This is a genomic window from Cytobacillus firmus (assembly GCF_023715565.1).
Classification (GTDB): domain Bacteria; phylum Bacillota; class Bacilli; order Bacillales; family Cytobacillaceae; genus Cytobacillus; species Cytobacillus firmus_C.
Genome location: NZ_JAMBOJ010000050.1, coordinates 1 through 12,037, shown reverse-complemented (window position 1 = coordinate 12,037; position 12,037 = coordinate 1). Strand labels below are relative to the sequence as shown.

The window sequence follows — 12,037 nt, the reverse complement described above, 5'->3', positions numbered from 1 at the left end:
TTTTCCTTTTTTGGGTGAAAGTTAAACCAGAAGATTCCTTTCCCTTATAACAAATGAAAAACCGGAACCCATCCAGGCTCCGATCCAAATATGTTTATTTAATAAAGTTCTTTGCAATCAGTTCACTGAATTCCGGTTTATCCTTCAGGAATTTTAACGTGTAGGATGAATCTGCAAATTCCTGGATTGTTTCTGCATCTACATCATAAGTGAAACCAATTCTTTCCCAGGCGCGGTCTACGACTTCCTTTTCCAGCTCCTGGCCGGTCACTTCTTTAATATCCTTGATTGTAATGGCTTTTGCTTCATCAGGATTTTCTTCGATAAATTTAACAGCATCTTTATGTGCTTCAACAATTTTCTGTACCTTTTCCGGGCTGCTCTTCACTGCGTCTCCCGTTGCAACTAATACGGATGCCGGAAGTGTTTCACCGAAGGATACCTCATCCCATCCGATTACCACTTCTGCATTTGTTTCCTGTTCGATGACTGCTGCCCATGGTTCCGGAGCAACTGCAATATCGACTTTACCTGTTTTCAGCATGCTTGCATATTGTGCCGGGTTTCCTGTTAAATGCTTCATAGTACCGCCGATGCGTGCTGACGTGATGCCGGCTTCTTCAAGATAGGTTTCGTACTGGACATCATGTGTGCAGCCTACGCCAGGCGTGATAAATGTTTTACCCTGGAAGTCCTCAAGTGAATTTATTTCTACACCTTCTCTGGCAAGTACAACCGTTCCGCCAGTTGAAGCACCAGCGATAATTTTAACATCAGCGCCGGTTGAGAAGTTGTTCATTGCTGGTCCTGGCCCTACAAGACCTGCATCAATATCACCTGTTTTCAGAGCTGTCATGAAAGAACCGCCTTCAGCAAATGTCTTATATTCTACGTTCGTTCCATCGCCAAGCTGTTTTTCAAAAAGCCCTTGATCTTTCGCAACCATTGCCGGCACATGGTTGATATTAGGAAAATAACCTATCACAATTTTGTCTTCTTTACCGCTGCTCTTCTCAGATGATCCGCAGCCTGCAAGCAACCCGGTAAACATAAATACTATTGCAGCCCATAAAAGCGCCTTTTTCATATATATTCCCTCCAGATTTAAGACTCAAGTCCCCATTTTTTAATAACAGATTTTTCAATGCGCTGGAATATGAATTGGTCAACAATCATTCCGATTGCTCCAATGATAATCATGACTCCGATTACGATATCCATTCTTCCAAAGTCTGAAGCATATCGAAGTGTGTATCCCAATCCAGGTCCTGTGCTTAAAAGCTCACCAGCCATCAGAGCACGCCAGGCAAATGCCCAGGCAAGGCGGGAGCCGGTTACTACATAAGGAATGGATGCCGGAAAAATGACTCGTGTGAATAAATCAATTCCAGTCGCACCCATTGTCTGGGCTGCTTTGATATATAAGGGTGAAACATTTTTAATGCCTGTTCTCATATTTAGAGCCATAACAAATGTACCGCCGAGTATTGTTACAAAAATAACTGCCTTCTCATTTAAGCCGAACCACATAATCGCGAGGGGAAGCCAGACGATGCTTGGTACACTTTGCAAAGCGAGAATGACAGCTCCCAGGGTTTCATCAGCCGTTTTGGATTTCCCTAAAAGAATTCCAATCAGAGTACCAATAATAAGGCTGATCGTTAAACCGACTGCGAGCCGCTTAAAACTCGCGATTAAATCATAAATTAATGTTTTATCCTGAAATCCTTCAACAAGAGCGCTAAATACACTGGATAGTGAAGGAAAAATCAGCGGGTGCCAGAATTCAAGCCGTGAGCCAATCTCCCAAAATGCAATGATGGCTGCAAAAAATATGATCCGTTTAATGGCTGTTTGCATATTGGAGCTCCTCACTGACAACTTTATCAATTTCCTTTTTAAGGTATTTCATTATATGTTCTTCTATTTCCAGCATTTCTTTCTTGTGTTCCTCACGCGGTCTGGGAATATCCACCGTTATATCCTGTAAGATAATTCCCGGCTTAGTTCCCATAACAACAATCCGATCTGACAGCTTAATAGATTCCGAGATGCTGTGAGTAACAAAAAGAATCGTTTTCTTCGTCTCTGTCCAAATCGTTTCAAGCTGTCCATGCAGCCGTGAACGGGTCTGTTCATCAAGAGCTCCGAATGGTTCATCCATTAAGAGGGTTTCAGGGTTCATGGCAAGTGCTCTTGCAATTGCTACCCTCTGCTGCATTCCTCCAGAAAGTTCATGAGGATAATGGGAAATATACTTGCCCAGCTGGACCTTTTGCAGATACTTTAATGCCGTTTCCTCCGCATCCTTCTTCTTCATTTCTTTTTTCAGCGGAAACGTGACATTTTCCATGACTGTCAGCCAGGGGAATAATGCTGCCTGCTGGAAAACCATTCCTCTGTCCTTTCCCGGTTTTGTTATGGTTTTTCCATCGATTTGAATGTGGCCAGAAGTAGTTTTAGTCAGACCAGCTACGATTGAAAGGAGTGTAGACTTTCCGCATCCTGAAGGTCCTAAGATAGAGACAAACTGGCCTTTTTCAACCGATAGATTAATATCTTTGAGGACGTCAACAGGCCGATTTTCTTTATCGTTATATTGTTTATTTACATCGTTTATCTCAATGAACATTCAAAATCACCTATTCCTATAAATCTCATTAATTTACTCGGATTACTGTAATTATAATGTATTCACTTTTCATGTCAACCTTTACAACCAATATTTTTAAAAATGGGCATTATTAAGAAAAAAGCTTCCTCCACCAGGGAGAAAGCTTTTGTTTCATAATTTAATTTCTTCTATTTTAGATGAAGCGATCAGCTCTTCTATTTTTACTAACTCACCGCTTTGGAAAAGCTCTATAATCCTGCTTCCAACAATGACACCGTCACAATATTGATTCATTTCTTTTACATGCTGGGGTTCTGAAATTCCGAAGCCTGCCAATACCGGAATTGGACTTACCTCCTTAACCCTTTCCAAGTGCTTTCCGAGTTCTTCTTTAAATCCTTTTCTTGCACCTGTTATGCCATTAACAGTTACAGCATATAGAAATCCTTTTCCTTTGCCAGCAATCTCCTGAATCCTACCTAACGGGCTCGTCAATGTTACAAGACGAATAATTTCGATTCCGGCTTTTTCAGCAACCGGTGCAATGATTTCCTCTTCCTCTGCAGGAAGGTCAGGCAAAATTAGGCCGTCCACCCCAGATCCTGAAGCATCAGAAATAAAGTTGCCAATGCCATATGCCATGATCGGATTCATGTATGTCATAAAAATAAGCGGAATATGAACAATTGGCCGGATCTCCGCAATTGCAGCTAATACGCCCTTAAGTGTTGTTCCTGCTTCTAATGCCCGGATGCCTGCCTGTTGGATTACCGGTCCATCTGCTACCGGATCCGAAAAAGGTATTCCGATTTCAATGGCTGTTGCTCCCGCTTTTTCGAGGAATGTAATTTTCTCAGCCAGTGTCTCCAATCCCCCATCGCCAGCCATAATATATGGCACAAACGCTTTTTCATTGTTTTGCTTTAAATTCTGAAAAACTTTTTCAATCCGGTTCATTGTCCTTTCCCTCCTAATCTTGCTCTCACTGTTTCTACATCTTTATCCCCTCTGCCGGATAGACAGATAACAAGGCCCTCGTCTTTATTCATTTGCGGTGCAAGCTTTAATGCATAGGCAACCGCATGGGAGCTTTCTAAAGCAGGAATAATGCCTTCCAGCTTGCATAATAGTTGTAACGCCTCAAGCGCCTTTTCATCTGTGATCGATTCATACTCGGCTCTTCCGCTGTCTTTCATATAGCTGTGCTCAGGGCCTACTCCAGGATAATCCAGGCCTGCTGAAATGGAATGTGCTTCCTGAATCTGCCCGTGTTCATCCTGCAGCAAATACATTAATGCCCCATGAAGAACTCCTGGCGTTCCTTTTGTTAAAGAGGCAGCATGTTTTTCGGTATCTGTTCCCAACCCAGCTGCTTCCACCCCAATCATGCGGACAGTTTCATCTTTAATGAAAGGATAGAACATGCCCATTGAATTGCTTCCGCCGCCAATGCATGCTACAACTGCATCAGGGAGTTTTCCTTCTTTTTCAAGATATTGCTCCTTTGTCTCATTTCCGATAACACTTTGGAAATCACGGACAATCATCGGAAAAGGATGCGGCCCCATAACTGACCCCAGAATATAATGGGTATCCTCAACGTTAGTCACCCAGTAGCGGAGGGCTTCATTGACTGCATCTTTAAGTGTGGCACTTCCTGATTTCACTCCTACAACCTTTGCTCCAAGCAATTCCATTCTGAATACGTTCAGCTGTTGTCGTCTGATATCCTCTTCACCCATAAAAATAATACATTCTAGATTTAAAAGTGCACAGGCAGTTGCTGTTGCAACTCCATGCTGCCCTGCACCCGTCTCAGCTACGATTTTCCTTTTGCCCATCCGCTGTGCCAATAGAGCCTGGCCGAGTGAGTTGTTGATTTTATGTGCTCCTGTATGGTTCAAATCTTCCCTTTTAAGATAGATTTTCGCACCACCAGCATATTTTGTGAGGTTTTCTGCAAAATACAGAGGAGTTTCCCTCCCGACATAGTCCTTCAGCAAACCTTGGAGTTCCTTTTGAAAACTTTCATCAGCCTGTGCTTTCTTATATTCCTCCTCCAGTTCAAGAATGGCCTGCATTAGTGTCTCAGGCACGTACCTGCCTCCATATGTCCCAAAGTGGCCCCGTTCATCAGGCAAAGTATAAGCTGCGTTCATTTTACTTCCTCCCTCTCCATACGTTTAGCGTTGTCTATGAATCTTTTTATTTTTTCAGGATCTTTCTTTCCTCTCGTTTCAACCCCGCTGCTTACATCAACCATATAAGGATTGGCAGCTTTAATTCCTTCCACCACATTTTCTGGATTGAGACCTCCTGCAAGGATAATTCTGTTGTTTTGCTTAGGGTCTTTATTTAGAACCGACCAATCAAACGTTACCCCGTTGCCCCCTCGATATTTTCCTTTTGGACTATCAAGAAGAACGTATTCACATGTATATTCATCCAGTTTAGATAGATCATCTGGTGATCCAATGCTCAGGGCTTTTATAACTGGTAAAGAAAATGTGGTGCAGTATTCCGGCGTTTCATCTCCATGAAGCTGAATGACATTTATTCCAGAAATACTGGCTATTTTCTCAATGTTTTCCTTCGTTTCATTCACAAATACTCCGACTTTTAGCACATCCCCGGGAAGCTCTTTAATTATTTCGCCTGCCGCCGCAGGTGCAATTTTTCTTTTGCTTTCAGCAAACACAAATCCCAAGGCATCCGCACCGCTATCTATCGCAGTAAGCGCCATGCTGATATCTCTAATTCCGCAAATCTTCACCTTCATTTTCTGACAGCCCCCTGCAAAGGAAGCTTCATGGAATTCAAAAGCCCTTCCAGGTTCTCTGCTTTCATAAATGCTTCTCCGACAAGGATGGCATTTGCTCCTGCTGCAATGACACGCTGCACATCGTCTTCCGACTTAATTCCGCTCTCGCTGATCAGAAATTTTCCCGCTTTCTTTATTAGCGGCGCAAGTTTTTCTGTTACACTCAGATCTACTTCAAAGGTTTTTAAATTCCGATTGTTGACTCCGATCAACTGTGCTCCGGTTTTCAACGCAATTTCCAGCTCTTCTTCATTATGAACCTCCATTAATACTTCAAGGCCTTCACCCTCAGCAAAATCAAAAAGCTTTTGAAGACGTTCTGCATCCATGGCAGCAGCAATGAGTAAAATCAGGTTTGCCCCTTTTGCTTTTGCCTTTAAGATTTGCACCTCATCTACAATGAAGTCTTTGCAGAGAATCGGGAGGTCCACTGTCTCTCTGACAGCTGAAAGATCAGCGAAGCTGCCTTTAAAAAACCTATTATCCGTTAAAACGGAAATCGCATCCGCACCATACTTTTTATAAAATAATGCCTGGTCTTTCGGATTTTGCCCGGTATTTATATCGCCCTTTGATGGTGAGGCTCTTTTGAACTCGGCAATCACAGCCAGTTCGCTGCCTGACGCAAGCCTTTTAATAAATGACCGTTTGCTTCCGGTTTCTTGAGCATCGACAACTTCCTGTTTCATTAAGATGACTTCTTTTCTTTTTTCAGCCAGAATTTGATCTAAAATTGTTCCCATTTATATCACCTCTTTATGGATGCTTTTACTTGCTTCGATTAACTGATGAAGTTTTTGTAAGGCAGCTCCTGAATCAATGCTTTCTTTAGCTGAATTTATCCCATCTTGAATCGTTTCAGCCCTGCCTCCTGTAAAGATGCCAATCCCGGCGTTAAGAAGAACAGTATCTCTTCTTGCTCCCTTTTCTCCCTTCAGGACACTCATAAGAATTTCAGCATTTTCCCTTGAATCTCCGCCTCTGATCTCCTCATTGCTGCAGACGGATAGACCAACTTCCTCTGGGTGGAGAATTTTTTTCGTTACCTTGCCGTTATTAAGGATAGCCAGGTGATTATCCCCCTGCAGGGATGCTTCATCCATAAACCCAGCACCATTTAAAACAACAGCCCGCTTTCTTCCCAAAGTTTTAAGGACCTCTGCAAACATTTCAATAGAATCCCTCCTGTAAATCCCGAGAAGCTGATGATCAAGTTCAACCGGATTAGTCAATGGCCCTATCAGGTTGAAGGTTGTCGGTATCCTCAAATCCTTGCGTACTTTCATGATTCTTTTAATATTCGGATGTACATGAGGAGCAAATAGAAAGGCAATCCCGATTTCCTCCAATATTTCCTCCGTGCGCTCAGGCGGGTGATTCAGATTTATTCCCAAATGCTCCAAAACATCGGCACTGCCTGTTTTGCTGGATACACTTCGGTTTCCGTGCTTTGCAACAGGAATTCCGGCACCTGCAATCACAAAGGCCGAAGTGGAGCTGATATTAAAGCTGCTTGAACCATCTCCTCCTGTACCACAGTTATCCAAAACATTAGGAATCTTCTTACTAAATGAAAGAGATTTACCCCTCATCGCTTTTACAATGCCTGCAATTTCTTCAACTGTTTCTCCTTTTGTTTTAAGGCTCACCATAAATGCCGCAATTTCACTGTCCGTTACATCCTGGGCAAATAAATTGTCCATTGCTTCCTTCATTTCTGCCTCTGTTAATGACTCCCGTTCAGATAACCTCTGCAGTATTGTTTTCACTCTTATCTTCCCTCCTGATTGTTTGTAGAAAGTTTTCCAAAATTCTTTTTCCAAGGCCAGTTCCTACCGACTCCGGATGGAACTGCAAGCCGTATAATGGATAATCTTCATGCTTGATTGCCATTATTTCATTGTCATCCATTGATCTGGCCAAAACCTTAAAGCTGCCAGGCAAAGTCCCCGATTGAATAATTAAGGAGTGATAGCGCATAATGCTGATTGGCTGCGGCATGTATTGGAACAACTGCGATCCATTATGCTTAAGATTGGACACCTTTCCATGCATGATTTTCCTTGCTTTATCAATTTTTGCCCCAAAGGCATAGCCGATTGCCTGGTGGCCAAGGCAAATGCCGAGGATAGGAAGCTTCCTGTAAAAATGCTGAATAACTTCCACAATGATCCCCGCTTTTTCCGGCCGTCCAGGTCCCGGAGAAAGAACAATTGCATCGGGATTCAATTGTTCTATTTCGTCGATTGTTATTTGATCATTCCTTACAACTTTTATTTCCTGACCCAGTTCACCCAGATACTGATAAAGATTAAATGTAAATGAATCATAATTATCAATCAGCAGAATCATTTTTTTTCCTCCAAAAATGCTCTTAATTTATGAAGCGTTTCTTCATACTCTTTTTCAGGTATAGAATCATGCACGATACCTGCCCCAGCTTGTATATAGGCAAATCCATCTTTAATCACCATTGTCCTGATAGCCAGTGCGAAATCCATGTTGCCATTTCCGGAAAAATAGCCAACCGCTCCTGAGTAAATTCCTCTTTTCACGGTTTCAAGTTCGTTGATAATTTCCATTGCTCTAATTTTGGGAGCACCTGAAACTGTTCCTGCAGGCAGACACGCAATTAAGGCATCAATCGATGTATGTGAATTCTTCAGCCTGCCGCCGACTTCGGATACAAGGTGCATGACATGCTTATACCTCTCAATTATCATGTTTTTTTCAATAGTGACCGATCCGAATTCGCAAACACGACCGAGATCATTTCTGCCCAGATCGAGCAGCATCCTGTGTTCGGCAAGCTCCTTTTCATCTTCTACCAGGTCCCTTTCAAGCTGTAAGTCTTCCTCTTCTGTCTTGCCTCTTGGCCTTGTTCCAGCAATCGGATTCGTAATTACTTTATCACCTGCTGCTTTTATTAGGCTCTCAGGCGATGCCCCTGCAACTTGATATTCATCAAAATCAAGATAGTACATATATGGAGAAGGATTTTGCACTCGTAACTTCCTGTAAAATGCGAAAGGATCTCCAGTCAATTCTGCTTTTAACCGCTGAGAAAGCACCACTTGGAAGATGTCTCCCTCCTCAATATAGGACTTAGCTTTGTTTACCTTTTCAACGAATTCTTCTTTAGATATGGATGCCTTGAAAGATGACAGTGTGGCTTCTTCCGAATCATTTCCCGCTGTCCCTTTCTGGATTTCGGTCTTTCTTTTCTTTAATTTTTCCCGCAGCTGAAATTCATCGGTTTCTTCCAGTAAAGGCATGGCTACGAGATATACCTTTTGCTCCAGATGATCGAAAACCGCCACTTCCTCAAAAAACATAAGGTGGACATCCGGTACATTCAGCTCATCATAAGGAATCGTCCCAATATCTTCGTATTGCCTGATGACATCATAGCCTGCATAGCCAACGGCTCCTCCACAAAATGGGAAACGTTCAAGGGCGGGCAGCTTTCCCCCCGGCATCAGCCTTCTGACCGTATCAAGCGGTTTTTCAGCCAAAACTTCTGTTTTTCCCCCGACAGTAACAGCTGTCCTGTTTCCTTCTCCTTTTATTTCCATTACGGGATCTGCGCCAATAAAGGAATATCTTCCCGATTTTTCATACTTTAGCGAGCTTTCTAACAGAAATTTTTTTCTTCCGCTCATTCTCTGATAGATTGAAATTGGTGTTAATGTGTCACCCTCCAGCTCTTCGATTATATAAGTACCATCTAATGTTGGTTTCAATATAACTCTCCTCCAGTTCTCTATGGAAAATAAAAAAAGCCCCCTATACCCACAATTAGCTGCAGGTATAGAGGACGTGTCTTGTGAACGTGGTGCCACCTCTTTTTAGAGCAAAATGCTGCTCCCTTTTTCGGGTACGGAAATATATCGATACCCTATCCTTTTAACGGCGGAAACCCGTGCTCCCCTACTATCGTTCAGGAAGCCTCTCGCAAGTCCATTCGAATGATGTTCCGTACCGGGCTCTCACCATTCCCGGCTCTCTTGGACGGATTCCAATCATTCTACTCCTCTTGCTTAGCGATTTAAAGTAATAAAGTTGCGTGTAAATAAAAAAGGGCTCCCCGTCTAAAAAGGACGAGAAACCCGTGGTGCCACCTTTGTTAGCTGATCAATCAGCTCACTTAACAGATATCAAAGCAAACATTGCCTGAATATCTGTCTCTTGTAACGATGAGACCGTTCGCCAAAGCCTACTGCTTAAAAAAGGTTCGGTTTGGAGGCTCGAAAGTCCATTCACTGCTGTTTCCACGCTGATTTGCACCAACCATCAGCTCTCTTTAGCTTCACCAGCAGTTACTACTCTTTGTCATTGCCGATCGATATATTGCTTATTATACTATTCCGATAAATAAAAAATGTCAAGGGTTAAATTTCATTTTTTTATAATAACGCTTTCTCAAGCTTTTCTCTCCAGACATCTGCAAGTTCCTCAACCCGAAGCAGTTGTTCAATTGCTTTAAGGTTTTTGCGGTCATGAAACATGATATAGTTTGATTTCAGGACTGACAGGCTTTCCTGCTTCCTTTCTTCTAGCTTAAATACGCTGTCTGCTGTTACAGTTCCTTCTTTCAGCACTCTGAAAAAGTAGCCTGTGAAGCATGTTGCCACAATTCTTCCTAAAAGCCGATCTTCTCCGTTATGCTTTGATACTGTGGAGCACGGGATACGCCCCTGGGTTATTTGAATGATTGATTCCCCCAGTGAAAAAGTATCACCGATAAAAACATCCTTTTCCAGCATATTTCCCGCACAAATATTTTCACCAAATGACGGAGGAGAGAATGTCTTCTTAAATTCCTTCTCCCACATACCGTAATGTTCGTAGGGATATAGGCATACGGCACGGTCTGGGCCGCCATGAAAATCAGTGTTTGCTACTCCATCTCCCAAAAAACCTTCATTCGTTAAAAACACACTATTTATTTTATCTTTACCAATGCCCGAAATTTCCACACTGTTTTTCCAGGTGTGTGTTTTTGGCTTCCCTATGCTTAAAGCAATAATCTCTTTCACATAATCCCCCTCACCAGATTCTCTTTTCTATATATTTTAACGGTTTCTTTTTAGCAAATCGAAACATATTTTTCATAATTTTATTTTCCCATAAAAAGACAGAGTTTTTTCTAGTTAGTTTTCCTGCAATTAGCCCATATTAAGACTAGTTTGATTAACGAAAAGGAAGGTCGAAACATGGAGCATATTGAAAATTTACAATCTGTAAATTCCAAAGCTAAAAGGAAGTCAGGTGATGATGCTCATAACCAAAAATGGGCCATACTGTCACTTTCGTCAATTCCTCTCGTTATGACACTTGGGAATTCCATGCTGATTCCTGTTCTGCCAGCGATGGAAAATAAACTAAATATTACTGCATTCCAAGCCAGCATGATAATTACCGTATACAGTATTGTAGCTATTATATTGATTCCAATTGCAGGCTTTTTGTCCGATCATATCGGCCGTAAAAAAGTTATTATTCCGAGTCTTCTCATTGCGGGAATCGGCGGGCTGATCTCCGGGTGGGCGGCATGGAAAATGACGGATGCTTACTGGGTCATATTAGCCGGTAGGGCATTGCAGGGCGTCGGGGCAGCCGGTGCGGCACCAATTGTGATGCCTTTGGTCGGGGATATGTTTAAAAATGATGATGACGTCAGCAACTCCCTTGGCCTGATTGAAACGTCCAATACTTTCGGAAAAGTTTTATCACCTATTCTTGGTGCTTTTCTGGCAGGGTTTATATGGTTTTTACCGTTTTTTTCTTTTCCGGTTTTTTGTACCATTTCAATCCTGCTGGTTTTCTTCCTTGTAAAAACGCCAAATAAAAGAGAAGAACCTCTTCCGCTAAAGAAGTTTTGGAGCAATATTAAGGATACCTTTAAAAACAATGGAAAATGGCTTTATGCTATTTTCTTGATAGGTGTCATTCTCATGTTTGTGCTTTTTGGGATCCTTTTTTATTTATCTGATGTACTTGAAAAGACATACGATATTAAAGATGTAAAAAAAGGGCTTCTGCTGGCTGTTCCGCTTGGCGCACTCTGCCTTTCATCCTATCTGACAGGCAAAAAAATAAAAGAGAATAAAATACTGATGAAGTGGATCATATTTTTAGGATCAGTGCTTGTGGCAGTTGCCACGGCAATCTTAAGCTTTTCAAACAATATGTGGTTTATGATCAGCATGTTCTTGTTTGCCGGAATTGGCATAGGAGTTGCACTGCCTTCTTTGGATGCGTTGATAACGGAGGGAATTGCAAAAGAGGAACGTGGAACCATTACTTCGCTATACAGTTCAATGCGGTTTATCGGGGTTGCCGGCGGCCCGCCTGCCATTGCTATTCTGATGAAGCACTCTGATAAAGGGCTCTTTTATATTTTAAGCGGAATAACCATTCTTGCTGCCCTTGCAGCCATTTTAGCAATCAAACCTGACACAAATGACAGCTAAAAAAAGAGGCTGGGACAAAACCCACCTCTGAAATGAAAAAGCCGGTGACATTTTACGACGAGTAAAATGTCACCGGCTTTGATTGTTTTTGAGAAAAATAAGGACCACTTCTGATACAATTAAGTT

Annotated in this window: 12 protein-coding genes and 2 other annotated features; of the genes, 1 reads left to right on the top strand and 11 read right to left on the bottom strand. The window is 42.2% G+C overall.

Going from position 1 to position 12,037, the window contains the following annotated elements:
* Positions 1–94: 94 nt before the first annotated feature.
* The 11 genes from M3205_RS18145 to M3205_RS18095 all read right to left on the bottom strand — a co-directional run bounded on the left by M3205_RS18145 (position 95) and on the right by M3205_RS18095 (position 10,474).
* Complete coding sequence (locus M3205_RS18145) at positions 95–1,087, bottom strand: aliphatic sulfonate ABC transporter substrate-binding protein (RefSeq protein ID WP_251171187.1); 993 nt, start codon at positions 1,085–1,087, stop codon at positions 95–97.
* A 17-nt stretch (positions 1,088–1,104) separates the two neighbouring features.
* Positions 1,105–1,860 carry an ABC transporter permease gene (locus M3205_RS18140; RefSeq protein ID WP_251171186.1) on the bottom strand — a complete coding sequence of 252 codons (756 nt, stop codon included), beginning with the start codon at positions 1,858–1,860 and terminating at the stop codon, positions 1,105–1,107.
* Positions 1,844–2,632 (bottom strand): ABC transporter ATP-binding protein, encoded by a 789-nt coding sequence (locus M3205_RS18135; RefSeq protein WP_251171185.1) that lies wholly within the window; start codon positions 2,630–2,632, stop codon positions 1,844–1,846. Before M3205_RS18135 ends, M3205_RS18140 begins: the two co-directional genes overlap by 17 nt.
* A gap of 153 nt (positions 2,633–2,785) precedes the next feature.
* On the bottom strand, positions 2,786–3,571 hold the full coding sequence (gene trpA / locus M3205_RS18130) for a tryptophan synthase subunit alpha (RefSeq protein WP_251171184.1): 786 nt from the start codon (positions 3,569–3,571) through the stop codon (positions 2,786–2,788).
* Positions 3,568–4,773 carry a tryptophan synthase subunit beta gene (gene trpB / locus M3205_RS18125; RefSeq protein WP_251171183.1) on the bottom strand — a complete coding sequence of 402 codons (1,206 nt, stop codon included), beginning with the start codon at positions 4,771–4,773 and terminating at the stop codon, positions 3,568–3,570. The genes trpA and trpB overlap by 4 nt, the downstream gene beginning before the upstream one ends.
* On the bottom strand, positions 4,770–5,393 hold the full coding sequence (locus tag M3205_RS18120; RefSeq protein WP_251171182.1) for a phosphoribosylanthranilate isomerase: 624 nt from the start codon (positions 5,391–5,393) through the stop codon (positions 4,770–4,772). The genes trpB and M3205_RS18120 overlap by 4 nt, the downstream gene beginning before the upstream one ends.
* The gene (gene trpC / locus M3205_RS18115) at positions 5,390–6,178 is read right to left on the bottom strand and encodes an indole-3-glycerol phosphate synthase TrpC (protein ID WP_251171181.1); all 789 of its coding nucleotides are present in this window, start codon (positions 6,176–6,178) and stop codon (positions 5,390–5,392) included. The genes M3205_RS18120 and trpC overlap by 4 nt, the downstream gene beginning before the upstream one ends.
* Complete coding sequence (gene trpD, locus M3205_RS18110; protein ID WP_251171180.1) at positions 6,179–7,204, bottom strand: anthranilate phosphoribosyltransferase; 1,026 nt, start codon at positions 7,202–7,204, stop codon at positions 6,179–6,181.
* Positions 7,176–7,787, bottom strand: a complete 612-nt coding sequence (locus M3205_RS18105) for an anthranilate synthase component II (protein WP_251171179.1) — start codon at positions 7,785–7,787, stop codon at positions 7,176–7,178. The genes trpD and M3205_RS18105 overlap by 29 nt, the downstream gene beginning before the upstream one ends.
* Positions 7,784–9,178, bottom strand: a complete 1,395-nt coding sequence (gene trpE / locus M3205_RS18100) for an anthranilate synthase component I (protein ID WP_251171178.1) — start codon at positions 9,176–9,178, stop codon at positions 7,784–7,786. Before trpE ends, M3205_RS18105 begins: the two co-directional genes overlap by 4 nt.
* A 67-nt stretch (positions 9,179–9,245) precedes the next feature.
* Positions 9,246–9,488: a binding site (T-box leader), on the bottom strand.
* Between the two features lie 40 nt (positions 9,489–9,528).
* Positions 9,529–9,780 (bottom strand) — a binding site (T-box leader).
* A gap of 61 nt (positions 9,781–9,841) precedes the next feature.
* Positions 9,842–10,474: an MOSC domain-containing protein gene (locus tag M3205_RS18095; protein ID WP_251171177.1), complete on the bottom strand. Its 633-nt coding sequence runs from the start codon at positions 10,472–10,474 to the stop codon at positions 9,842–9,844.
* Between the two features lie 177 nt (positions 10,475–10,651).
* Here M3205_RS18095 and M3205_RS18090 point away from each other — a divergent pair, with 177 nt between their 5' ends.
* The gene (locus M3205_RS18090; protein WP_251171176.1) at positions 10,652–11,911 is read left to right on the top strand and encodes an MFS transporter; all 1,260 of its coding nucleotides are present in this window, start codon (positions 10,652–10,654) and stop codon (positions 11,909–11,911) included.
* Positions 11,912–12,037 lie beyond the last annotated feature (126 nt).

What these genes read in the sequence shown, in the direction of transcription:
- M3205_RS18090 (WP_251171176.1), top strand. Translation starts at nt 10,652, where the DNA reads ATGGAGCATATTGAAAATTTACAATCTGTAAATTCCAAAGCTAAAAGG.
- M3205_RS18145 (WP_251171187.1), bottom strand. Translation starts at nt 1,087, where the DNA reads ATGAAAAAGGCGCTTTTATGGGCTGCAATAGTATTTATGTTTACCGGG.
- M3205_RS18105 (WP_251171179.1), bottom strand. Translation starts at nt 7,787, where the DNA reads ATGATTCTGCTGATTGATAATTATGATTCATTTACATTTAATCTTTAT.
- trpC (WP_251171181.1), bottom strand. Translation starts at nt 6,178, where the DNA reads ATGGGAACAATTTTAGATCAAATTCTGGCTGAAAAAAGAAAAGAAGTC.
- M3205_RS18135 (WP_251171185.1), bottom strand. Translation starts at nt 2,632, where the DNA reads ATGTTCATTGAGATAAACGATGTAAATAAACAATATAACGATAAAGAA.
- trpA (WP_251171184.1), bottom strand. Translation starts at nt 3,571, where the DNA reads ATGAACCGGATTGAAAAAGTTTTTCAGAATTTAAAGCAAAACAATGAA.
- M3205_RS18140 (WP_251171186.1), bottom strand. Translation starts at nt 1,860, where the DNA reads ATGCAAACAGCCATTAAACGGATCATATTTTTTGCAGCCATCATTGCA.
- M3205_RS18120 (WP_251171182.1), bottom strand. Translation starts at nt 5,393, where the DNA reads ATGAAGGTGAAGATTTGCGGAATTAGAGATATCAGCATGGCGCTTACT.
- trpB (WP_251171183.1), bottom strand. Translation starts at nt 4,773, where the DNA reads ATGAACGCAGCTTATACTTTGCCTGATGAACGGGGCCACTTTGGGACA.